Genomic DNA, 23,486 nt, shown 5'->3' with positions numbered 1-23,486 from the left:
TCAACAACTCTTCTTACAGAACTACAAAACTTAGTGCAATGTTCAATAAGACAAATTGCGCTAACGCATCAACGTATATTCTCATTTGATACTGAGCAAAGTTAGAAAATACCCTACTCTTAATGAAACATTATCTATTTTTACACTGCATAACACTCGTGTAACCTCCCCTCGATCCTAACCTAATATGAAATGCTCGGTTGTCATTGCCTGTTATAATAATCCAGACCTAATTATCGGCACGTTACAGTCAGTAGAGCAACAAACTTATACTGATTGGGAGATTGTATTGGTAGAGGATTGTTCTACAGACAATACCCAGGAAGTATTAAAACAATTCATTGCCGTAAGCGCGTTCAGAGTCAGGTATAAACTTATTCTATTACCTGTTAATGGAGGAGTAAGCCATGCAAAAGGCACAGGTGTTCGAAATAGCTCCGGCGAAATTATTGTGATATTGGATCATGATGATACGCTCAGCCCAGATGCTTTAGAAGAAATTGTACCTGCACATCAGCAGCACCCTGGAGCGAGCATTGTCTATACCCAGCACTATAACTGTGACCACCTGCTTCAGCCGTTTGAACTATTTGAGAGCGGCCAGGTGATTTACTCAGACATTATCGAGGACAAAATCAGCCATCTGCTTACTTTTAAGAAAAAGCATTTTGATTTATCACCTGGCTATGACCCTTTTTTTAGGGTAGCAGATGATAAAGATATAATTTACAAGCTTGAGGAGGTGGGTGATGTTATCTTCATCGCGAAGCCATTATACTATTTCAGAATTAGTACCCGTGGTGCCTCCAGAGGCTATGAAGGCTTTAACAAGTCCAGGGATGAAAAGCTGGTGGCCACCCAAAATGCGATGGCACGCAGGAACAAATCCGGTGTAAAACAAATTTCCAAGCAGGATTACATCAATTTCCTGGCTGAGCATTACATCCTTCAGGCTGAAGGTTATATCTTAATGGACAAGCCATTGGGCTATTCTTTCCTCGATTCTCTTTTCAAGTCCTTTTACTACAAGCCGACTGCAAATCTGAAAAGGAAGCTAAAAGCAGCTTTGCTGCTCAGTAGAATGAAGCGCTTTTTTCTTGGTAGAAAGGCGAAAATCTAAACTATTTATTCACCACAATCCCCAGCAAGTCGCCGATCTGCTTTTCAAAGGATTTGAGTTGGAAGATGACCTGCAGCACACGGTCCTGCTCCGTTGGATCTGTTACGAGGCGTAGCTTCTCCATTTCGGATTTCATGAGCAACTGCACATTGCGCCATTTCAGACGCAGCACGGCTCGTTCGGCACCGTATGGCAGCAAATCTGACTCGTGGGGCACGTAAATCTGGTGGGTTTCCCAGTTGTGAGAAAGTTCGTAGGGATCTGACAACAAGTTGGTTGCCTCCGTTCGTATTTCCTGGTCCGGATAGTTAATAAAATCTTCTGCCGCAGGTATAACACCCTGTAGCAACTTCTCCTTTACCACCTCAATCAGGCGGGCATAGAGCGGCGTTCGGAAATCCACATCTTCCAGCTGCTCGAGCATGTACTGGCAGGTATTCTGACCATCCACCAGCACTTTATCAGGGTAATTGAGCAACATGCGCACAATCTCTCGCTCGTAGCGCTTCAGACTATCGGCTTCTGTGGCAGGCTTTTCAGCCGCCATCTGCTCTGCCTCGTAGGCTTCTGCTTCTGCCAGATCCTCCGGACTCCCCGAGCGCTGCTGCTTTTGCTGGCGCTCCTGCAGGTGCATCTTGTTGTACTCTGAAATCAGCAGCTGCTCATCGATGTCGAAAATCAGGCTGCAGCTCCGGAAGAAAACCGTGCGCTTGATCGGATCCGGAATTTTGGAAATAGAGGTTACGATCTCACGTATCGCCTCCGCCTTCTTCACCGGGTTGCCCTTCGACTCTTCGGCGTATAGACTTGTTTTAAATGAAATAAAATCCTGGGCATTCTCTGCCACATAGGCTTTGAACTTCTCGTCGCCTACCTTGTGGATATAGGAATCCGGGTCTTCTCCAGCGGGGAAAGTGACCACATTCACGTTCAGCCCATTCTCCAGAATCAGGTCTATACCTCTCAGGGAAGCTTTTATACCTGCTGCGTCACCATCGTAGAGTACTGTAATGTTCTGGGTATACCTGGCAATGAGTTTGATCTGACCTTCAGTAAGCGAGGTTCCCGACGAGGATACCACATTTTCAACACCACCCTGATGCAGTGACAACACATCCAGGTAGCCTTCCACCATGTAACACATGTCCTGCATCCGGATGGCCTGCCGGGCCTGGTACATGCCGTAGAGCACGTTGCTCTTGTGGTAGATCTCCGACTCTGGGGAGTTGAGGTACTTCGGACTTTTCTTGTCGTTGCTCTTGAGCGTACGGGCACCAAAGCCGATAACACGTCCCGAAATGTTGTGGATCGGAAACATAACACGTCCCCGGAAGCGGTCATATTTTTTGCCGTCTTCCTTTGCAATAGTCAGTCCCGTCGCCTCCAGGTACTTCTGCTTATACCCTGCCTTGAGAGCCGTATCAGTCAGGTCAGACCAGGCATCGAGACTATATCCCAGCTCAAACTTTTTGATGGTATTATTGCTGAGTCCGCGCTCCTTCAGGTAAGATTGCCCTATACCTCCCTCCTCGTGATTCTGGAGCAGCTGCTGATAGTGCTTGCTGGCAAAGTCTGAGACGATGTACAGGCTGTCGCGCTCGCTCTGCTCCCGGGCATATTCCGGGTTGGGCTGGTCTTCGGGCACCTCAATCCCATACTTTTTGGCCAGGTACTTCAGCGCCTCCGGAAAACTCGTGCCCTCCACATCCATGATAAACTGCACCGAGTTACCCGCCTTGCCGCAACCAAAGCATTTGTAAATACCTTTCGCCGGCGACACCGAAAAGGACGGTGACTTCTCGTGGTGAAAAGGGCAGCAGGCCCACAGGTTCTGCCCCTTCTTCTTAAGCGACACAAAATCGCCCACTACTTCCACTATATCGGATTGCGCAAGGATCTGGTCAACTACTTCTTTCGGGATAAGGGACATGATATGCTGTTTTGAGGGGTTACAAATATAAGGGTTTAAGTTGTTGAATCGCTATAGGGTTGGAGTAGGATTTTAAGGATTTAGGATTACTTCACAGGTAACGGCTCTTGCACAATTGACTTCCCCCTGTCTTCTTGGAAGGGAGCTTTAATACAGCTAATAATTCAGAGATATAGCTTCATAGCAGCTGAAGTTCCTTTGCAATACCAGGTCGAACCACCCCTGCCCTCCTTATCCAAGGAGGTTTTTTTTGCCACTACTACTTTACAGGTATAAGCGCTGTAGGATTTGACATATACTACACACCACTGGCAGGTATAGCAAGACTGACTTGCACTGACACTACGAAGCAAATCACCTGAGCTAGGTGCACCTAAATGACGCTCCACTGTTGGGGGTGAAGGGGTCCCCCTGTCAAGAGCGTTCAGCGAGTAGGGGTAGGGGGCCCTCGATTTGGAGGGTCTTGACTTTTTTGCCTACTGGGGGTAGGGGCCCTCTATTTTTTTGTCAAGGGAAAAAGTAGGTGCCCGCCGCACAGGCGAAGCTATAAAACAAGTTAGTGTGTCATACCTTTAACAGCTTCCGCAACGCAAGCACAGCCTGGCCAAAAGAACGTTATGCAATCGTACCGCGCTATACCTATTATCCCCCTCTAAATCATGTTTAAAGTTTTTTTGTTTGTATCTTTGTAAGGCTTTACCAAAGCTATTAATACTATGGCAATTACAAAACAAGATATACTCAAAGCCCTCAGTTATGTAGAGGAGCCGGATCTTGGCAAAGACCTGGTGACGCTGAACATGATAGAGGATGTGCAGGTAGACGGCAAGAACGTGAGCTTCACCGTAATCCTGACTACACCAGCCTGCCCACTCAAAGACCTCATCCGCAATGCCTGTATCCGTGCCATCCATACCATGGTGGACAAGGAGGCAGAAGTAACGGTGAACATGACCTCCCGTGTTACTTCTGGTCGCGCGGGCAGCAGCGAAGTGCTTACAGGCGTGAAAAACATCATTGCTGTCGCTTCTGGCAAGGGTGGCGTTGGCAAATCTACGGTTACAAGCAACCTGGCTATTGCCCTGGCACAGTCTGGCGCTAAAGTAGGCCTGATCGATGCCGATATTTTCGGGCCGTCTATACCTACTATGTTTGGTGTCGAAGACCAGCGCCCGAGCATGGTACAAGGCGATCATGGCAAGAACTACATCATCCCGGTTGAAAAATATGGTGTTAAGCTGATGTCTATTGGTTTCCTGACACCGCCTGATCATGCCGTGATCTGGCGTGGACCGATGGCAAGCTCTGCGCTGAAGCAATTCATATCGGATGTGGAGTGGGGCGAACTGGATTACCTGCTACTCGACCTTCCTCCGGGAACATCCGACATCCACCTGACCATGGTGCAGGTGCTGCCGGTAACAGGCGCCGTAATCGTGACGACACCACAAAAAGTGGCCATTGCTGATGCGCAGAAGGGCTTGCAGATGTTCCGCCAGCCGCAGATCAATGTGCCGGTGCTGGGTGTGGTCGAGAACATGGCTTACTTTACACCAGCCGAACTTCCTGAGAATAAATATTATATCTTTGGTCAGGAAGGTGGTCAGAACCTGGCCAGGAAATTTGATGTGCCGGTATTAGGGCAGGTGCCGTTAGTACAAAGTATCCGTGAGAGCGGTGATGCAGGAACTCCGGTAGCCTTGCAGAACGATTCTCCGGCTTCCGGTGTTTTCAGAGAGCTAGCCCAGGCTGTTGCGCAGCAGGTATCTGTTCGCAACGCAACCCTGGCCAAAACACAACCTGTAGAAATTAAAAGCTAGGACAAATGGCTACTATTAATGTTGATAACGATTTTTTACTTCGCATCGAGAGTGCCCTCGACCAGATCAGGCCCTACCTGGAAGCTGACGGCGGCAACGTGAAAGTGCTTGAAGTAACCGATGATATGACCCTGAAGCTGGAGTTGCTCGGCGCCTGTGGCACATGCCCGATGTCTACTATGACACTTAAAGCTGGTGTGGAGCAGTCTGTGCTAAAGGCCGTACCTGAAATCAGAGCGGTAGAGGCTGTTAATATGACGCCACTTCCTTAAAATCTGACAAGGGAAATTTAACAAAGAATAAGAGACCTTCCTATACAAAAGCAGGTGCTGAGAAATCGGTGCCTGCTTTTTGTTTTAAACAGGTTTGCTCTACCTCAAGTATAGAGTGAGTGCAAGTTACTGCTTTGCTTAAACTGTAGGTATGGTCAGGTATATTCAATTCACCTCTACAACTTTCGCCTTTCCCATACTCCTCAAAATCTCTATCTTTGTCTGACAACCCAGATTTTCTTGCACTATGATAAAAGCGAACGACCCTTCCCTGCATTCCTGGATCGAAATAGCACCTGAGAGCGACTTCCCTATACAAAATCTTCCTTTCGGCATTTTCGAGTCGGCCACCAAAGACCCGCGTGTTGGTGTGGCTATCGGCGATTATGTACTCGATCTTTATGCAGTCGCACAATATAACCTGTTTGAGCTCCTCGACATCGATCCGACCGTTTTTCACCGTCCATACCTGAACGATTTCATTTCTTTGGGCAAGCCGGCCTGGCGGGCTGTACGCAACCGCGTGTCTGAGTTGTTGCGCAATGATAACGACGAGATCAGCGGTAACAGCAAACTGATGCAGGAATGCCTCATCAAGCAGACATCCGTTCGCATGCTGATGCCTGTGAAAGTGGGTAACTATACAGACTTCTATTCTAGCATCGAGCACGCTACCAATGTGGGTACCATGTTCCGCGACCCGAAAAACGCTTTATTGCCCAACTGGAAGCACATCCCGATCGGCTACCATGGGCGTGCCTCTTCTATTGTTGTGTCTGGCACTGACATCCGCCGCCCTAATGGACAAACCAAGGCGCCCGATGCGGATGCCCCAACTTTCGGCCCTTCCCGTTTGCTCGACTTTGAACTGGAAGTGGCTTTTATCACAGGTCGTGAAACCCGTCTGGGAGACATGATCAGCCCGGACGAAGCAGACGATTATATCTTCGGCTTGGTGCTTTTCAATGACTGGTCTGCCCGCGACATGCAAACCTGGGAGTACGTACCATTGGGCCCCTTCCTGGCCAAGAGCTTTGCTTCTTCTATTTCGCCTTGGGTGGTTACTTTAGATGCACTGGAGCCCTTCCGTGTGAAAGGTCCTGTGCAGGATCCGAGGCCACTGCCATACCTGGAGTTTCATGGCGATCACAACTACGACATCAACCTGGAGGTGCTACTGCAACCAGAAGACGGTCACGAAAACAGCATCTGCCGCTCTAACTTCAGGTATATGTACTGGAACATGAACCAGCAGCTGGCGCACCAGAGCAGTAACGGTTGTAACATACAGGTAGGCGACATGTACGCCTCCGGCACCATCAGCGGCCACGACAAAACCTCCTACGGCTCTATGCTCGAACTCACCTGGCGCGGCACCCAGCCCATTCAACTGTCCAACGGCTCCGAGCGTAAATTCATTAATGACTACGACACGGTGATCATGCGTGGCTTCGCTGAGCGGAATGGGATTAGAGTAGGGTTTGGGGAAGTGAAGAGCAAAGTGTTGCCGGCGTTGTAGATTTAGCGCGGCCTATGAAAACAGGAAGTACCTACTCTCAGAACTGGAGGTGACATTTAATTCTTCGTTGAGCCGCCCCTTTGAAGGGGACTTTTCACTAAAGCGTAGTAACCTAAAATAGCAGAAGGCCCAGACTAAATCCGGGCCTTCTGCTATTTTACCAAAATTGAGGTTATTGCACCATCGAATCCAACTCCTCGAACCTGGAGTTTTTGCTCTTGAATTCTGGGACGATCTTTTTCATTTGCCTGACCGTATCCAACTCATCGCCGTCTTTGTTGAGATTGAGGAGCTCGTTGATACTGGCGAGGACCTTATTGTAGGTATACTCGCGCACTTTTGATACTTTGATCTTCTCGTGGTGAGTCGGGATAGTGAGTTCTTCCTGATTCAGGAGTTCTTCGTACAGCTTCTCGCCCGGGCGCAAGCCAGAGAACACAATTTCGATATCATTTGCAGTCAGACCAGCCAGTTTGACCATCTTGCGGGCCAAGTCCACGATCTTTACAGGTTGCCCCATGTCGAAGATGAAGATCTCACCGCCCCTGCCCATCGTGCCGGCTTCAAGCACCAACTGCACTGCTTCCGGTATGGTCATGAAATAGCGCGTGATATCGGGATGCGTTACCGTGATCGGACCGCCTTTCTCGATCTGGGAACGGAAGCGCGGAATAACAGAGCCATTGGAACCCAGCACGTTGCCGAAGCGGGTTGTAATGAAGCGGGTCTGCTGCAGGGCTGTGCCTTTGATATTATCCTGCAATTTAGGCTGTGCACTGATGTTGTTGAGCGACTGGATATAGATCTCCGCTATACGCTTCGAAGCCCCCATGATATTGGTTGGATTCACCGCCTTGTCCGTGGAGATCATGACAAACTTCTCTACATCGAAAGTCATCGAAAGGTCCGCCAGATGCTTGGTGCCCATTACGTTTGTCAGAATCGCTTCAGAAGGGTTACACTCCATCATCGGCACATGCTTGTATGCCGCGGCATGGTACACCATCTGAGGATTATATTCCTTGAACAGGGCATACATGCGGTTGAAGTTCTGGATATCGGCAATACAAAGCTTCAGGTTAGCTTCCGGAAAGTGCTCTTCCATTTCCAGTTGCAATTCGTGCAGTGGCGACTCGGCCTGATCACAGATGATCACCATCTCCGGACTGTAAGAAAGCACCTGCCGCACGATTTCTGAGCCGATAGAACCGGCGCCTCCTGTGATCAGGATACGCTTACCAGCCAGATCGGCCGATATTTTGTCGTTCTCGATCACGATCGGCGGACGCTGCAGCAGGTCTTCAATGCGTAGATCCTGTATCTGGTTCATGCGCAACTGGCCTGACATCCACTGCTCTGTCGGTGGAACAGTCACTACTTTTATACCAAGCTCCACACAGGTTTCGATGGCATTCTTGCGGGCCTCCGATTTCAGATCCTCACTCAGAATAACCAGTTTATCGATTTTCAGCTTCCGCTGCAGTTTTTCGATATTATTGATATGGAAAACCCGCTTCTGCTGGATGTGTTTATTGATCTTATTGGGATTATCGTCCACAAAACCCACGATGTTCAGGCGGCCGGCATTGCTGAGTTCCAGCGCCTGCTTCACCAATATGGCAAAACTATCGGCTCCGTAGATCAGCACAGACTCCTTGTCGCCGCTGGCACCGCGCTTAATGTAGTAGAATAAAGCCTTCGCACCCAGACGCATCATGATCAGTACTGAAGAACTGATAAAAAAATTGACCAGCAACACCACATAGATGTTCACCGAATCGATATGCAACTCCGGTGTGACCCAAAATCCTATGATAGCCCCATAAAGCAGGCTAGTCATCAAAACAGCAGTGAAAATGCGGTAAATATCATCGGTGCTGGAGTAGCGGATCAGTCCGGTGTGAATGCGCATGGCATAAAACACAATGACAGAAATTGCCAGGTATATGCCGCTGTACACGAAAAAGTGACCCCGCAGGATCGTTTCGAAGTCAAACTGGCGAATGATAAAGAAAGACAAGGCAAATGACCAGGTGGATATGATTTGATCGATGATCAGGATGATCCATTTGGGTAATGCCTTGTTCTGTAAAAATGTTTTCATACGGAGGTCTCAGGTAGAGAAGAGCTTAGATTACTGCGATAGGCCAGCGTTCGTTTTAATTTAAATTAATACCTGTTTTGTACAGTCAAAAGTTCCTGCATACGCCAGAAATTAATTAACAGTTCACACATTAACTAACTCTTAACGCAGCTTCACCAGCATAATTATATCCTTTACATCTTTAAAGATATAGCGTGCAGCGCAAAATTACAGAAAAAAAACTGAATAGTTCAGAATTTAACTGTTTGTTCCTCAAGTGAAACAGTTATTTGCTTATACGCAAAAATTCCACCTGTGCTTTGCATCTCGCGTCAAGTCTCAGGTGGAATTAATTTTATTTGCCAAGAACTGCTTTTATTGAGCAAAGCACACTTTTATACAACGTACTACCCGCTCTCGCTCTTCGTCAGTCATATTAGAACCCGAAGGCAGGCAAAGCCCCTTATCAAACAGTCGCTCACTGGTACCATCGCCATAATAAGGAGCACTTTCAAATACTGGCTGCAAGTGCATCGGCTTCCAGAGTGGGCGCGACTCAATATTTTCCCGCTCCAAAGCCAAACGGATATCCTCACGACTTACTCCCTGGCTATCATCTACCAACACGGTGCTCAGCCAGCGGTTGGAGTAGTAGTCTCCATTAGGCTCCTCTGCAAATTGAATAGCAGGTATAGAAGCTAACGCTTCCTGGTAGAAGGTATAATTAGCACGGCGCTGCTGCACACGATCCAGCAGCACATCCATCTGCCCGCGGCCGATAGCGGCGCACACATTGCTCATGCGGTAGTTATACCCGATGTGTGAGTGCTGGTAATGCGGTGCTGCATCCCGGGCCTGCGTAGCCAGAAAACGGGCCTGCTTGATGTAGGCCTCGTTGTTTGACACCAGCGCGCCACCACCAGAAGTGGTGATGATCTTGTTCCCGTTGAAGGAAAGGATACTCATCGCCCCGAATGTACCAAGCTTGCTGCCTTTATAAGTTGAGCCCAAAGCCTCCGCCGCATCCTCTACCACAGGTATAGCAAAGCGGTCAGCTATGGCCATAATGCGGTCCATCTCGGCCGGCATGCCGTACAGATGTACCACAATGATCGCCTTCGGCTTCTTGCCATTGCGTATGCGGTCCTGAATAGCAGATTCCAGCAGGTCAGGCGACATGTTCCAGGTACGGTCATCACTGTCTACAAACACCGGTGTAGAGCCCTGGTAAGCGATCGGGTTAGCAGAAGCAGAGAAGGTCATGCTCTGGCAGATAACTTCATCACCCGCCTTCACGCCCAGCATGATGAGCGCCAGGTGCAGCGCTGCCGTGCCGGAGCTCAGGGCTGCCACATGCACACCCTCCCCCAGAAACTCTGCCAGGTCGCGCTCAAAGCCATCTACATGTGGCCCAAGCGGAGCGATCCAGTTGGTATCAAAAGCCTCTTTGACATTTTTAAACTCGTTTATCCCCATGTGAGGGGAAGAGAGCCAGATCTTAGTATTCATTGTTTATTTTTATTCAGATAGTAGTCAATGCAAAGTTGAGGATACTTCTCACTTTTCATTTTATTTATGACAGGATTTATATCATACACGATTGACTCCAGCTTAATTTCTGAAGACACAGTATCATAAATAATGTAATTAATTAGATTAATAAATTTTCTATTTTGACCAACACTTCCTGTATTTATAAGCAATTTCCCATCTTCAGTTTTACCAGAGAATTGATAATGGGAATGACCTACAATATAATTAAGCTTCAAGTTGAGCGCATTCAGGTCTGTGTCTGGGAAAATATATTGATTATTTACAGTGTGCTGAATCTCAAAATCACCCACCTGTATATTATCACCATAGGCTGAGATGACTTCTTGTTGGTTGAATGATTCATAGCAGTGGTTAAAAAAAATCTGAGCTATTTTATTTTCACCGGGATAATTCCCTTCTATGAAATAAGATTCATGATTTCCAAGCAAGCATTTGCATTGGATGTTTTGCAAAAGTTGTACACACTCATTGCTCCAGGGCCCATAGTTTACCACATCTCCATGGCTCACAATGAAATCTACTTCTGGTCCAGCCTTCTGTAACATTTTCTCTAGTGCAACTAGATTCCCATGGACATCACCAAAGATAAGATACCTCATTTCTTATATACAAGACTTTATTCCATCGATAAATGCTACTTTAGGGCGCCAGTTCAGTTTATCGAAAGTTTGCACTGGATCAAAGTAAAATGAAGTCCCTCTTTCTTCACCAGTAAATTCTATTAAACAACAATCTATTTTTGCACATACATTCTTTGCTACTTCAATATTAGAGATAGACTGGCCAGTAGCTCCTAGAAATACTCCATTCTCAGGATAATTAGTAGCTGCAAAACAGAGGTCTGCTGCGTCATTAACATGTAGGTAGTCCTGTTCTCTCTCTCCTTTTCCCATCAATACAATTTTTTTATTATGAAGGGCATCATTTATAATAGTTGGCAAAAATGATTTATTTTGCAACCCAGGGCCATATAAATAAGCCAGTCTTATTATGGCAAAACTTTTCAATGCCGAAACAATAAATTCTCCTGCTAGCTTTGCTCTTCCATACAAAGTCGGAATGTTAAAGGTTGAATCTTCATTAATTGTACTAGTATGCGTCCCATAAACATTTGTGCTCGAAATATAGACTAACCTTGCATTTGGATATCTAGCTGTTATTTCCAACAAGCCTTTGCAATTTAGTGCTATCAACTCTTCATGAGTACTAGAAAAATTCCCAGCAGCAAATACAATGTTATCAAAAAATAAATCCCCGTTGATGAAATGATCAAAGGATAGAGCTTGGGAGCTATTTGGTATATTATGAAAATTCCTATTGTATACGGCTGTTACTGAATGCCCTCTTTCCATATAGACACTAAGTAGCTTCCGTCCCAGGAAGCCGTTAGCACCAATTACAGCTGTTCTTTTCATACGCTCGACTATTTATGCTGGGGTTATTTAACTTTAAATGGATAATACTGGCTTTCGTATTTTTCCAAGACCCCTTTCTCTTTTAACTCTTCCATTTGTGATTTTTCTACAAAAATATCAGACCAAGTTCTGAAAACAGCTCCATTCCGAAGATTAGGTTGCTTCATCACCTCTACTTTAAACAAATGATTCAGTAGAGCCTCAACCTCATTAAATCCGAACATATATCGCAGGGGCGTAGTACCACTGAACCTACTATTTACTTCAAATACTACAGGCTGTCCGTCCTTAATTCTATACTGAAAATTGGCAGGTCCCTCCACTCCTAGTCTTTCTGCTATACTAGAAATAATTGTGTCATAGGGGTTTTCACCATCTCTATAGGCTCTGTAAGTATTTCCATCGCGTAAGTCCCTCTTAAGAGAGACAATTGCCAGACACTTACCATCTACCACCATACATCCTGTGGTATACTCTCCTTCCTGTTCTCCTATCATCTCTTGTACTACAAGATTATTAGGGTAAGAACAAATCTCCTGGAGGTCATTGTCGTTTTCAATAATTTTAATGCCTTTAGAGCGAGCTCCATCAACTGGCTTTGCAATAAAGGGGAAAGGGCGACTCATACGCAATTCTGCAATAGACTCTTTATCTGTAGTAAGCGCTGATAAAGGATAAGGGAAGCCATTTTCTTTAAGAAATTGGGCAGTTAGCCATTTATTGTTGGCTATACCAATTACATGGAGATTAGAAACTATAACTTTTATACCATGTTGCTGTTCTAATCTCTCTTTATTTTTAGAAAAAACTGGCAATTCAACATCAGTACCAATTAATATGACATCTATTTGCTCTTTCTTTATCAACTCCTCAATAAAGTCTAAAAATTTAGGGTCACTTACCATAGGTATGGTATAAGCTTTGTTTCCTAAGCTGTGACCTTGCGCCCTATAGTCTGGGTCAGCTGTGATAATATAATATTCTTGTGATGAAACGTTGAGGCAACGCAATATTCCCTGACCCAGCAACGCACCAGCACCTGTTACAAGTATTCTTTTCATTCAGATATTATTTATTTTTTTGCCGAATATATTCTGTAAAAGTTGGCATAATAAGTTGCCCTTCAGGAGATATCCCTTCCGATTTTAACACTTTTATTATTGTTAAGCCAATGATCTTCAAGTCCAAAACAAAGGACATATTTTCGATATACCAAACATCGTATATAAACTTTTCATCCCAACTGATGGCGTTACGCCCATTTACCTGAGCCCAACCGGTAATACCAGGGCGAACTTCATGGCGGCGGCTCTGTATCTCGTTATACAGCGGCAGGTATTCCACCAGCAAAGGACGGGGTCCGATTAGTGACATTTCCCCTTTGATTACATTAAGCAGCTGCGGTAACTCGTCTAGGGAGGTCTTGCGAACAAAAGAACCGATTGAGGTCAGGCGGTCGGCATCAGGCAGCAGATCACCTTGGGAATTACGCTTGTCATTCATCGTCTTATACTTGATCACCCGGAAGATGCGGCCATGCCTTCCCGGTCGCGGCTGCAGAAAGAAGGGCTTGCCATCATTGGCAATAGCCAGCAAGAGCGTAACAACCAGAAAGATTGGAAGCAGTATGATAAATGCGCTTAGGCTTAGCACAAAATCAATCAGACGCTTAAAAAATCTACTATATAAGTTCATGTTGTTTCAGATGGGCGTGGTATTCTTTTAATAAAAGCTCCCAGAAATGGGTTTGCTCGTAACGCTCTACAATCATGCGCCGTGCCTGCGATTGCATATAGACAAAGCTTACTTTATCTGTAATAAGGTTTAACATGGCGTCATAAAGTCTCTCCATTGACTTGGGAGGTACGATTAATCCATTTTTCCCATGATGGATAATCTCATTGCATCCGTTGATATCTGTCACAATGCAAGGTAAATCAAAGCATCCAGCCTGCATGGGCACGTTGGGGAAACCCTCACGGTAAGAAGGAAATACAAGTGCATGACTAACACCTAAATATGGTCGCACATCATGCTGAAACCCTACAGAAAGAATAGCCTGATTATTTTCAATCTCTTGTAAAATGCTGGTATCAATCGGATCAAGATCCTGTTCAAATGACCCGACCAGGAGAAGTTTTACCTCTGCATATTGCACCTGAAGTTTTTTAAAGGCAATGACGAGCTCTTGGATACCCTTGTCTTTAACCAAACGACCGATAAATACAAAAACAAAGTTAGTAGGCTTTATACCCAAACCAGCTTTCAGTTCCTCTAGCTTAATAGCATCCAACTGCATCTTGCTAAAAAAGGCTGTGTTGATGCCGTTGCTGCTCCCGTTACCAATCACTTTTACTTTCTCCGGCCCACAAAATCTGCTTCTCAAGATAAAATCATTTAATACTGTTGAATTTGGGTAAACTTTGGTCGCACAAGCATAAGTGAGTTTCTCTACTCCTTCAAGCACTTTCCGTGTCTTGCCATTAGTTTCCATAAGTGGTAGACCGGCTACAGTATGTAGGCGAACCGGCACGCCTGCAAGCTTGGCTCCTAACATACCAATAATACCTGCTTTCGGAGTATGTGAGTGTACTATAGCGGGCTTGTGCTTTTTACAAAGGCGGTAGAACTGCCAGAGCGCCCTCAAATCCTGTAACGGCGTAATTTTGCGGGTTAATTTGATTTCAATCAGGGATGCTTCCTGTTCACGCACCACCGCCTCTGACTCAGGCCCCGCCGCAGACACCATAATGGGTTCAAAGCCCTTGATACGCATATATGGCAATTGGCCTGTTATCAGCTTCTGGAGGGAGATTGGCACTGTGGTGATGCGAATAAGTACTGGTGGCATTAGGTAAAATTTGTTTTCAAGTATAAAGGTAAAGACCTATAACTACCTCCTCCTAAAAACAGGAGGGGAATATGAAATATTTTTTCTAACTCCCTCTTTTTAGAAGTAGGAGCTTCTTTCAAAAGGAGTGAACTGGCTTGTAGCTTATATATTCATAAATTTCCTGCATACTCATACTTTGCATGCCATATTGTTCCTGCAGTTTATTATAATGATTAATAATCACACGCAGATCAGCCATGCTGCGTTCAGGGTAATTGCCGAAGTTATGAGGATGCCACCAAAGGTGGTAGCACTCCTTACGACTGGCGGCAACAGTCATTTCTGATAGGATACGGTGGAGACGTAGTTTGTTAAGAACTTCTCTTTTCCCGTCAACTGGTCTCAAAAATCGACTGGCAGGTATTGCTAGAGGAAAACCATCCTCTAGCTTCAAAGAAGAAAGAGGAAAGGAAGTTTTATTACTAAGGGGTAAGTAGGCATCAAGTGTTCGGAAAATTCGCTTCGACAGTTTATCCTCCACTGTATGCTCCCAGAACCAATCTACTGGGTTAGAACGAACCGCTCTGATGCCCTCTTCATGGCAGACACGTAGGTAATCTTTGTTAAATTGATTACGCGGAAATACAAGCGACTCCAGCTTCATACCACGCCTAGTAGCTATGCTCTGAGCCGCCTGTAAGTCATGTCGAAACTGTTCTAACGTCTGACCAACCTCTTGACAATAATAGTGCGCATAGGTATGTGTAGCCATTTCCTGATAAGGTGTCTGATGAATCTGCTCTACCAGCGCCGGGGCAAAAAAGGAATATCTCAGGCTGTCATCATGGCCATACTCTTCATTTAGCCGATAAGCCGACAGTCGACCATTATGATACGAAGGCTGAACGAAGGGTGTAGTGGTCGTCCAGTCCTTCCAATCTTCGGCAAAGAGCATGCCCACCGTGGCCCAGGTCACATGTACTTGCTGCTGCTTAAAAAGTGTAAGCATCTCCGGTATCACCCGCCGTGTATTTGCGAAGTATAGCTTGCGCTCAGCCAAAGGCACTTTATCAAAAATACCCCAATACAGCTCAAAATCCAGAGAAATGGTAAAAATTGGTTTATCTTTAATCATTTTATTTTTTTGGGTAACATGATTTGCCCGCTTACACTGATCTTTATGAAATCTTCCCTTCTTATAGGGTAAAAGAGTAGATTACTCATTCCTCTATTTATAAGGAAGGGCCGATAAAGGGTAAGCCTCCTGCTCTTCCATCCTCTTCTTCAGCTGAACCAAGGCAATTTTTTTCTTTTTCTTGTATTCTAAAAAAGAAACAATTACGAAAAACAAGAAATACATTACCATACTTTTCTGCCGCATCGCAATTCCCAAGTTTGACATTACAAATGATAGCGCTATAGAAGAAGAAATAAAGATCACCAAACTCATTTTTACTAACGAGGTTGACTTCTTTAGAAATGGTATAAAATCTTTATCTACTAACTTCCAGGCAAGGATTACATATAGTAGATTTTCGAATGACACAAATATACCGAGTGCGCCAGGAGCATCGACAAAAAGAGGCCTAAACCAAAAGGTAAACAGCTTTATTGGCAAAGGATAGTTTGTTATATTAACCCCAGAACTGGCACGGCTTAGCCGTCCCGCTTGCAGTTGAGAAAAATCTTCAAAACTCCCTAGAACATCTTCTTCATTAATATTCGCCATTGCCAGTATTTGATCAGACATCACAAAAATGCCTCCGGCAAAAGCAACATAAACCAATATTTTCTGGTAGAGTGGCACTTTCTCTCTGCCCGTAAAATATCCGATTACGGCGCCTACTCCTAAAAACATAAACATATGTGGACGGATCATATACACTATAACTGAGCCCATGAGTAAAGCAAAAGCGCGTTTTTGAGGAAAACGCATGGCATAGGCAAATAACCCCAATCCCATAAATATAATTGAACCTTTTCCTAAAGATGCAGTCCAGAAATGCATGTTAGGCAAAAAGAGTAGAATGATGAGTAGATCAAAACCCCAGATTTTATAATTAAGTCTTATATTTTCCCGAAAGAAAATATAGAAATGAACAAAGCCTATATATCCAAACCATGAAAATAAGAGCATGACCATTTCATAGCTAAAACCAAGTTTACCAGTAAATGGATGAGCTACAAAAATTATAAATGTGGTACTCGTCTGAAACAAGTTCAGCCATTCACCACTAAATTCAGCAGAGCGAGAAAAATAGGATTTTGAATCAGAGGGGTTAGAAATAGTGTAGACATAGTAGACACCCCAAAAAAGAAGATGATAGAAGTACAGTTTATTCATCAGCGCTACCGAGAAAAAAGAAAACTTTTTCCGATAACTTTTAAGAAGAAGCTGGTTTATAAAATGAAATAAGAAAATGAGTACAATTGCGCCTACCATCTGCTCTAAAACAACTCCATATCCCCAAGGGTATAACCCCAATTTTCTTGATTACTTAATTCCGCAAATACTTGTTCTTCCAAGTTAACATTGCGCAGTGTTATAATAGGGCCTTTGTCCATAACAGGTATTATTCCCATGTCAGGGTAAACACCATATACTAATTGAAAGTGCCTGCCAGAAACAGAAGTCAAAAAACAGGCTCTATTAATCTTTTGAAAGGAATTAGATAATGCATTTTTAGCACTTTTATCGAATTTCTGCTCATCAATAAGCAAATCCACAACTCTCATTTCCTGCCCAAAGCTGTGAGGCTTAAAACGAAAAAATAGCACAAAAGACTGATAGTCAGAAAGAAAATTGTAATCAAACAATGGATTATCTTGGTAGCGCCATTTGATATAATCAGGGCTAAGTAGTGTCTGTGCTTGTTCTGCCTTTACTATTGGATTTGAAATATTAGGAAGGAGATTTGATAATTTAACCCAGTCCTGCTCGGGCAATACCGGTAAATCAAATTGTTTATAAGCCAATACATTAACTTTTAGCTTTAAGGCCATACGCCCTATATCGACCCACCCCATCTTCAGGTAACCAGGCTTACTACTTTCATTAGGTGTGTTGTACACTAGATGTATTCCTTCATCTAGTGCATCGTTAAGCCCTTGTAGCGTTAGTTTTTTAAATATACCTTTACCCTGAAATTCAGGATGAGTTGCTGTGTCTACTGCTCGAATTGCCTGGAATACTTGCCCCTTATATTTCCATTGCCATCGCAGAAAAGCTCTTACGCCCACTACTTGTCCATCTTGTTCCGCTACCAGTATAGGTGACGCCCCATGTGGATTATTCACATGTTTCCAATTCCATAATTTCTCTGACTTCTGTATCAGTCCTTCCCCTAGAGAAGATTTTAATAATTCTACAATCGCTGGTATATCGGATTCGGTTCCTTTTCTTATTTTCATAACTAATAACTAATACACAGACCCAAACTTCCATAGTGCCGTGATCATAAAGAACAAATAGCCAAAATTGGCTTCTCGAAAGAATTGTTCGTTCTGTATTATTTCTCAGCTATATCAATCTTTCCTATTTTCCTAAAACATAGAAAAAATCCTACAGTTGATGACATTAAGGCTGAGGGTCAATTGCCTTGGCTTATCCTCTCGTCCTTAAAAAACAGATACAAGGCCTCAAGCTGCTTTGCCATTTTTGTGATGCTGAAATCGGCTACTACCCTTTTACGAGCTCCTTCAGCTAAGGCAAAACGTTGGTCAGAACTATGCATTAACTGCACACCATAATCAGCCAATTTCATATAATTATTTACTTCGCACAGTAAACCACTTTTACCTTCTTCTACGACCTCACCTACACCGCCTGCTTTGGTGCTGATCACCGCACAGCCACAACTCATGGCTTCTAATAAAGCAATTGGCAACCCTTCAAAGATAGATGACATCATATAAATATCCATGGCGCTGAAGTAGGGCTTCACATCTATTTTGAGTCCAGGCATATGTATCCGCTCACCTATCCCTAGTGACTTCCTTTTAACCAGTAACTCTTCTTTAAGGGGCCCATCTCCCACAATGATGAAATGGGCTTCAGGTATTTTCTGAAGAATGGCAGCAGCAATCTCTATCCAAATATCCAACCGCTTTTGAAAGCGAAAAACAGAAACTGTCCCAATCACTGGAGCATTAGCTGGTATACCCAGCTCCTGCCGTATAAGCAAACCTGCTTCTTCATCCCTCACAAAATGATTAGTATTCACCCCATTCAGGACATTGAGCAGGTATGGTTCATGTGTTGTTTCGTAAACTTTCACAGAGCTCTGCTTCACTGGCAAAATAAACTCGCGAAAATTAATACTGGAATTCTTTCGGATAGATTGCTGTACGTCGTCAGACACTGCCACAGCAGCGTCCTGCCACCTGAAGCTGAGTTTATTAAGCCAATACGTGATCTTATTGTATCGTTCCCACTTGTTATGCTCAGTATAAATTACTGGTACGCCCGTCTTCTTCCCCACTAACCTTGCAACTACCCCAGCCCAAGGAAGATGGCTATGAATCACATCAATCTGGTGATCCTGCACATATTGACTGATTTCACCTACCCGCTGAAACATCTGCAGATTATTATTAGCTTTAAAGCAGATTGTAGTGGCTCCCTGTTCTACTATGGCTGGCACCATTTGATCTTTCCATGGGAGGAAGTAAGCATAGTAAAATATAAATTCCTCTCGATTGTGGACTTTCAGAGTTTCTGGTAATAACATTTCTGCTCCACCTCTTCCAAGAGATTTAATAAGGTGGAGTACTTTGACTTTATTTGACATACCTTGCCTGCATAGTTTCGTAGAGACTTATGAATTTTCGCAAATTGGTAGTAGGGTCATAACACTCTTTCGCAAGTTGAAAAGCTGAATTTCCCATAGATTCTCTAATAGAATTGTTGCCTAGTAGTTTCAATACTTCTTCAGCAAAGATCTTAGAATCGTGATGTGGAATCAAAATGCCCGTTTTTCCATTTTGAACTACTTCTTTTACACCACCTACATCTACTGCAATAGCAGGGACTCTTTGTGCAGCTGCTTCCATTATTACTCCAGGCACACCTTCTATAATACTACATAATGCAAAGAGATCTGAGCCAGCAATCACATCTTGTATCTTACTGTTAAATCCACCTAAAAATACAGTATCTTTGAGTCCTCTTGAGGCAATATCCTTCCTTATTTCTTCAAGTAAAACTCCTTCTCCCCATAAAACCAATTTAACAGAGGACTCTTTCTGCTTTAAATATTCAAAAACGTTAAGTAAAAACACATGATTCTTTTCAGGTGAGAAATTCCCAACATGTGTAACTATTTTAACATTATCAGAAAATTTGAATTCCTCTATTAACTTAAGTCTAGCAGCAGTTTTATCAACTGCATGCATAGGAATACCCCTGTTAATAACAGAGACCTTATCAGGAGCGAAACCTATTGTATGAATAAAATCTTGCCTGGCAGCTTCGCCGACACAAGTAACATAATCAAACGGTGCAAAAAGCGTTTGATAAATGGCTTGTTTAATTTTATTCTTGCCGATCCAAGTACTTATAATACTAATATTGCGATAGGTTATTGGTAGATTTGGTTTCAGATACTTAAGGGATGCGGCATATTTAAGAGTATCTGATCCGTTGGCTTGTATAATATCCGGTTGCTCTCTATTTACCAATTTCAGTAATGAAAAGAGTAAGGTTAATGAGATGAGCTTCGATTTTGTTCCTCCCAAATCTATGTTCAAGGCCCCCTCTACTTCTAAAGGGTTATCAGGAGCAGAATATAGTCCGGCAAAAATAACACTTATATCTTTTTTGATAAGTTCTCGACTTAAGTTGGCAGCGAAAACTTCAGCACCACGATACTGACGTTTGGTAACCAATTGCAGGACTTTCATTAATTCTAATTTTAAAAATTCAGGCTACTTCATTATAGTTAATTATCATTTCTTCATTAACTCTTTCTGTAAAAAGGTTTCGATTATCAAACTATGAATGTTTGTCTCACCTTCATGCCACACAAGATCTTTATCCCAGTAACCTGGAAATATCTTTGTTACAAATCCATAACTTATCTCGATAATAAGAGGATTGTTGTTTGTATCTAAAATAAAGTCAAAAGCACACGACTGCATCCCTAATTTTTCAGAAACTTCAAATGCAATTTGCAAACATCTTGGATCTATTAAGGCTGGGTCATATGATTTATGACCACTACCTGATGCTCTAAAATCATCTTTCCTATTATATCTGATAATAGAAAAAGCTTTATTTCCTACTATAACAACCCTAGTATCGTGATTATTGCCAGGTATGAAATCTTGAAAATATATGTAACCTTTTTCCTTCCCATGTATTCTTTCAAATTGAGTCGGAACAAAAATCCTAACAAAACCTTTAAGCAAAGACTTAAACGAAGTTATTGACCTTTCTTTCTTGAACCTGTCTAGCTTATCTTGAAAAATGGATACACGATTAATGGAATTAAAGCCCTGCTTAAAACTTCTTTTTACTTGTTTCTTAGCAGCTTCAGGCGTTTTAGTCAACGAAACGTTGGTAGAAGTTGCACCTCTACGTAGCTTGAAAACCTTTGGGAACGTGCTTTTATCTATCCATGCTAAAGCTTCTTGTACATCATAATGAATATGTGTAGTAACAAATGGCGCTTCTATTGCTTCTAGCAAGTACTTTTGTCCAATCTTATCATCAAAATGCCAGACGGTATTGACATTTGGATATACCGTAATTCCTGCAGCTTCAAGAGAAAAAGTTAGTTGGCGAGCAAAAAGAATAGCTTTCTCATCACTTTGATCCCAGTGCCACATTAATGCACTGCAACCGCACAAATCATTTATGATGTTAGATGAGTAACAATTTACTATTTTATAACTGATACTATTGTCTATACAATACTGAATCCATTCATCAGTAAAACTATTAACACGAGGGTGTATTGCAATGATCATTTAGAAGAAAAAGCAGTATTTTTTATTAGTTCAAAAAAGATAGAAACCTTTTAACGTGTAGTTTCAAAATAAAATTACTCGCAAGTATAGAAGGTTTAAACTTTGACATCAGTTTATAATCTATGGCTTTCCCAGCCTTGATATTTCTATCAAGGACAGAATAAATAGATGAGTTTTGAAATTTTTTTATCGCTGATGCTAATTGTGGTGAAGGGCTCTGTTTTAATAAATTTTCAAGTGTCAAATAAGTACAAGGGAAATCTGATATTGTTGTTTTAGTTACCATATTTACTGAGTCTGTGTAGTATATAGATAGTGCTTTATGTATCCATATATTACATTTACTCTTCCATAAACATCTTATCCATGTATCTAAGTCGCCACCTCTCTTACATCTATCATAGGGAAACATGCCTGCAGTTTTTATTACTTCTTTCTTTATCGCAACTGCGCCTGTCCAAACCATTCTGTTTAACAGAAAATCGGTTAAAGAAAAAAGGCTATATTCTTGTTGATCATCAATAGGTAAGGTAACCCGTACTTTTTCATCTCCTCTAACTTTTAGCCAATCCCAAGCAATGAATTCAGCATTTCCATTCTGGCTTATACAAGTTTTTAAATTATATAGCAAAGAATCGTCCCATTCATCATCCGCATCTAAAAAACATATCCATTCTCGTGTTGAAGCCTCAATTCCCATATTTCTGGCTGCATATCCTCCAGGACCAGGTGTGGATCTGTTTAACTTCAAAATTCTAGAATCTTTCAAATTCTCTATTATTTCTGCAGAACCATCAGTAGAGGCATCATTAATTATAATCAATTCAAAATTCTTTTCAGTCTGATTCAGAATTGAATTAATTGAACGCTCTAGATGAACCCCCTTATTATGAACTGGAACTATTACTGAAAATGACATAAAGTTTACTTCTGAGAAGAATTTAGGGCTTGGTACAAATAACTAGTCGCTTTCAATGCTTTGCTAAGTTTAAAACTTAATGAAAACCTAAATGCCTGACTTTTAAATTTCCTAATAAAATACCTCTCGAGCTCCTTATTCTTACGTGTAGAAGAAGCATAAGCAAGATACATCTTTTCAAGAGCCATGAAGGATAAAATCCTTTTTTGTAATGTACCTTTAGAAGCTTTGCTTAGTTGATTATGATGTACTCTCCGATAAGTATGCGCCTTATCAACAAAACCGTAATTGTCATCTTTTAATATTAATCTAAAAAAGAATTCATACTCTTGATGCCTCTTTAACTCTATATCGAAAAGCCTTTCACCCTGTAGAAATTCTCTCCGGAATAAAGGGCCAGGAGTAAAAAATTTTGTTTTATAGTTTACAAAATCTATAATGGCATTATTAGTATCTAGATGTTGATTGCTCTCAATATAGTCTTCAGAGTTTGGCAGAAATGATACAGTTTTACTAATGACATAGTTTAAACTAGAATGCATTTGGAGATAATAAACTTTATCTCTTAACTTATCTTGATGCATGATATCGTCACTATCGAACCATTGAATAAATTCTCCAGTTGCCAAAGTAAACCCATAATTTCGACATGAGTTTCCTCCTTTAATGAGTTCATGAGGTCGAGCAAATAATTTAAACCTATTATCTTTTTCAGCAAAGTCTTCTATAATTTCTTTAGTATTATCAGTCGAACCATCGTCTACGCAGATGCATTCCCAGTTCTGATATGATTGGTTCTGAATTGATAACAAGGTCTCCATAATAAACTCTGCCGAGTTATAACATGGTATTATAATTGAGACTAAGGAACTTTGATATGTCAATTTCAATGATTTTAAAAGAAAATATATTTATCCTATTCACACCTTTCAGCTTATGTGGTTCTATACATTTAGTTCAATACATTATCCATTTATTTCTCCTTAATAATTAACAAGAATAACGAGTCGCGTGAAAAGTTAGCATTGAAGTAAACCTTTAAATAAATATAT

20 protein-coding genes are annotated in these 23,486 nt (G+C 42.6%); 4 read left to right on the top strand and 16 right to left on the bottom strand.

The window, feature by feature from the left end; genetic code table 11:
* Positions 1–187 precede the first annotated feature (187 nt).
* Complete coding sequence (locus K3G39_RS08425; protein WP_220625750.1) at positions 188–1,120, top strand: glycosyltransferase family A protein; 933 nt, start codon at positions 188–190, stop codon at positions 1,118–1,120.
* A 1-nt stretch (position 1,121) separates the two neighbouring features.
* Here K3G39_RS08425 and dnaG read toward each other — a convergent pair whose 3' ends face one another.
* On the bottom strand, positions 1,122–3,050 hold the full coding sequence (dnaG, locus tag K3G39_RS08420) for a DNA primase (protein WP_220625749.1): 1,929 nt from the start codon (positions 3,048–3,050) through the stop codon (positions 1,122–1,124).
* Between the two features lie 716 nt (positions 3,051–3,766).
* Here dnaG and K3G39_RS08415 point away from each other — a divergent pair.
* The 3 genes from K3G39_RS08415 to fahA all read left to right on the top strand — a co-directional run bounded on the left by K3G39_RS08415 (position 3,767) and on the right by fahA (position 6,661).
* Positions 3,767–4,870, top strand: coding sequence for an Mrp/NBP35 family ATP-binding protein (locus K3G39_RS08415; RefSeq protein ID WP_220625748.1), 1,104 nt, complete (start codon positions 3,767–3,769; stop codon positions 4,868–4,870).
* A gap of 5 nt (positions 4,871–4,875) precedes the next feature.
* The gene (locus K3G39_RS08410; protein WP_220625747.1) at positions 4,876–5,142 is read left to right on the top strand and encodes a NifU family protein; all 267 of its coding nucleotides are present in this window, start codon (positions 4,876–4,878) and stop codon (positions 5,140–5,142) included.
* A 247-nt stretch (positions 5,143–5,389) separates the two neighbouring features.
* Entirely contained in the window at positions 5,390–6,661 is a 1,272-nt protein-coding gene (gene fahA, locus K3G39_RS08405) for a fumarylacetoacetase (protein ID WP_220625746.1), read from the top strand.
* 172 nt (positions 6,662–6,833) lie between these two features.
* Here fahA and K3G39_RS08400 read toward each other — a convergent pair whose 3' ends face one another.
* From K3G39_RS08400 to K3G39_RS08330, 15 genes are all read right to left on the bottom strand, one after another.
* Positions 6,834–8,765, bottom strand: a complete 1,932-nt coding sequence (locus K3G39_RS08400) for a nucleoside-diphosphate sugar epimerase/dehydratase (RefSeq protein WP_220625745.1) — start codon at positions 8,763–8,765, stop codon at positions 6,834–6,836.
* Between the two features lie 354 nt (positions 8,766–9,119).
* Positions 9,120–10,253 (bottom strand): DegT/DnrJ/EryC1/StrS aminotransferase family protein, encoded by a 1,134-nt coding sequence (locus K3G39_RS08395; RefSeq protein WP_220625744.1) that lies wholly within the window; start codon positions 10,251–10,253, stop codon positions 9,120–9,122.
* Positions 10,250–10,897: a metallophosphoesterase gene (locus tag K3G39_RS08390; protein WP_220625743.1), complete on the bottom strand. Its 648-nt coding sequence runs from the start codon at positions 10,895–10,897 to the stop codon at positions 10,250–10,252. The genes K3G39_RS08395 and K3G39_RS08390 overlap by 4 nt, the downstream gene beginning before the upstream one ends.
* A 3-nt stretch (positions 10,898–10,900) precedes the next feature.
* Positions 10,901–11,713, bottom strand: coding sequence for an NAD(P)-dependent oxidoreductase (locus K3G39_RS08385; RefSeq protein WP_220625742.1), 813 nt, complete (start codon positions 11,711–11,713; stop codon positions 10,901–10,903).
* 23 nt (positions 11,714–11,736) lie between these two features.
* Positions 11,737–12,774 carry an ATP-grasp domain-containing protein gene (locus K3G39_RS08380; protein ID WP_220625741.1) on the bottom strand — a complete coding sequence of 346 codons (1,038 nt, stop codon included), beginning with the start codon at positions 12,772–12,774 and terminating at the stop codon, positions 11,737–11,739.
* Between the two features lie 7 nt (positions 12,775–12,781).
* Positions 12,782–13,408, bottom strand: coding sequence for a sugar transferase (locus K3G39_RS08375; RefSeq protein WP_220625740.1), 627 nt, complete (start codon positions 13,406–13,408; stop codon positions 12,782–12,784).
* The gene (locus tag K3G39_RS08370; RefSeq protein WP_220625739.1) at positions 13,395–14,564 is read right to left on the bottom strand and encodes a glycosyltransferase family 4 protein; all 1,170 of its coding nucleotides are present in this window, start codon (positions 14,562–14,564) and stop codon (positions 13,395–13,397) included. Before K3G39_RS08370 ends, K3G39_RS08375 begins: the two co-directional genes overlap by 14 nt.
* Positions 14,565–14,682: 118 nt before the next feature.
* Entirely contained in the window at positions 14,683–15,681 is a 999-nt protein-coding gene (locus tag K3G39_RS08365) for a polysaccharide deacetylase family protein (RefSeq protein WP_220625738.1), read from the bottom strand.
* Positions 15,682–15,774: 93 nt separating this feature from the next.
* Positions 15,775–17,031 carry a hypothetical protein gene (locus K3G39_RS08360; RefSeq protein ID WP_220625737.1) on the bottom strand — a complete coding sequence of 419 codons (1,257 nt, stop codon included), beginning with the start codon at positions 17,029–17,031 and terminating at the stop codon, positions 15,775–15,777.
* Positions 16,995–17,957, bottom strand: coding sequence for a GNAT family N-acetyltransferase (locus tag K3G39_RS08355; RefSeq protein ID WP_220625736.1), 963 nt, complete (start codon positions 17,955–17,957; stop codon positions 16,995–16,997). Before K3G39_RS08355 ends, K3G39_RS08360 begins: the two co-directional genes overlap by 37 nt.
* A 179-nt stretch (positions 17,958–18,136) precedes the next feature.
* The gene (locus K3G39_RS08350; protein ID WP_255594135.1) at positions 18,137–19,336 is read right to left on the bottom strand and encodes a glycosyltransferase; all 1,200 of its coding nucleotides are present in this window, start codon (positions 19,334–19,336) and stop codon (positions 18,137–18,139) included.
* On the bottom strand, positions 19,326–20,447 hold the full coding sequence (locus K3G39_RS08345) for a glycosyltransferase family 4 protein (RefSeq protein WP_220625735.1): 1,122 nt from the start codon (positions 20,445–20,447) through the stop codon (positions 19,326–19,328). The genes K3G39_RS08350 and K3G39_RS08345 overlap by 11 nt, the downstream gene beginning before the upstream one ends.
* 45 nt (positions 20,448–20,492) lie before the next feature.
* Positions 20,493–21,515, bottom strand: coding sequence for a RimK family alpha-L-glutamate ligase (locus tag K3G39_RS08340; protein ID WP_220625734.1), 1,023 nt, complete (start codon positions 21,513–21,515; stop codon positions 20,493–20,495).
* Positions 21,516–21,540: 25 nt separating this feature from the next.
* Entirely contained in the window at positions 21,541–22,434 is an 894-nt protein-coding gene (locus tag K3G39_RS08335; protein WP_220625733.1) for a glycosyltransferase family A protein, read from the bottom strand.
* A 5-nt stretch (positions 22,435–22,439) separates the two neighbouring features.
* The gene (locus K3G39_RS08330) at positions 22,440–23,318 is read right to left on the bottom strand and encodes a glycosyltransferase family A protein (RefSeq protein ID WP_255594133.1); all 879 of its coding nucleotides are present in this window, start codon (positions 23,316–23,318) and stop codon (positions 22,440–22,442) included.
* Positions 23,319–23,486: the final 168 nt, after the last annotated feature.

This window comes from Pontibacter sp. HSC-14F20 (assembly GCF_019599265.1).
Classification (GTDB): Bacteria; Bacteroidota; Bacteroidia; order Cytophagales; family Hymenobacteraceae; genus Pontibacter.
The sequence above is the reverse complement of the archived record's forward strand: the minus strand, read 5'-3'. Positions and strand labels throughout refer to the sequence as shown.

Bases quoted from the DNA above. Each gene is read 5' to 3' on its own strand.
- K3G39_RS08425 (WP_220625750.1), top strand. From the start codon at position 188: ATGAAATGCTCGGTTGTCATTGCCTGTTATAATAATCCAGACCTAATT.
- dnaG (WP_220625749.1), bottom strand. From the start codon at position 3,050: ATGTCCCTTATCCCGAAAGAAGTAGTTGACCAGATCCTTGCGCAATCC.
- K3G39_RS08415 (WP_220625748.1), top strand. From the start codon at position 3,767: ATGGCAATTACAAAACAAGATATACTCAAAGCCCTCAGTTATGTAGAG.
- K3G39_RS08410 (WP_220625747.1), top strand. From the start codon at position 4,876: ATGGCTACTATTAATGTTGATAACGATTTTTTACTTCGCATCGAGAGT.
- fahA (WP_220625746.1), top strand. From the start codon at position 5,390: ATGATAAAAGCGAACGACCCTTCCCTGCATTCCTGGATCGAAATAGCA.
- K3G39_RS08400 (WP_220625745.1), bottom strand. From the start codon at position 8,765: ATGAAAACATTTTTACAGAACAAGGCATTACCCAAATGGATCATCCTG.
- K3G39_RS08395 (WP_220625744.1), bottom strand. From the start codon at position 10,253: ATGAATACTAAGATCTGGCTCTCTTCCCCTCACATGGGGATAAACGAG.
- K3G39_RS08390 (WP_220625743.1), bottom strand. From the start codon at position 10,897: ATGAGGTATCTTATCTTTGGTGATGTCCATGGGAATCTAGTTGCACTA.
- K3G39_RS08385 (WP_220625742.1), bottom strand. From the start codon at position 11,713: ATGAAAAGAACAGCTGTAATTGGTGCTAACGGCTTCCTGGGACGGAAG.
- K3G39_RS08380 (WP_220625741.1), bottom strand. From the start codon at position 12,774: ATGAAAAGAATACTTGTAACAGGTGCTGGTGCGTTGCTGGGTCAGGGA.
- K3G39_RS08375 (WP_220625740.1), bottom strand. From the start codon at position 13,408: ATGAACTTATATAGTAGATTTTTTAAGCGTCTGATTGATTTTGTGCTA.
- K3G39_RS08370 (WP_220625739.1), bottom strand. From the start codon at position 14,564: ATGCCACCAGTACTTATTCGCATCACCACAGTGCCAATCTCCCTCCAG.
- K3G39_RS08365 (WP_220625738.1), bottom strand. From the start codon at position 15,681: ATGATTAAAGATAAACCAATTTTTACCATTTCTCTGGATTTTGAGCTG.
- K3G39_RS08355 (WP_220625736.1), bottom strand. From the start codon at position 17,957: ATGAAAATAAGAAAAGGAACCGAATCCGATATACCAGCGATTGTAGAA.
- K3G39_RS08350 (WP_255594135.1), bottom strand. From the start codon at position 19,336: ATGTCAAATAAAGTCAAAGTACTCCACCTTATTAAATCTCTTGGAAGA.
- K3G39_RS08345 (WP_220625735.1), bottom strand. From the start codon at position 20,447: ATGAAAGTCCTGCAATTGGTTACCAAACGTCAGTATCGTGGTGCTGAA.
- K3G39_RS08340 (WP_220625734.1), bottom strand. From the start codon at position 21,515: ATGATCATTGCAATACACCCTCGTGTTAATAGTTTTACTGATGAATGG.
- K3G39_RS08335 (WP_220625733.1), bottom strand. From the start codon at position 22,434: ATGTCATTTTCAGTAATAGTTCCAGTTCATAATAAGGGGGTTCATCTA.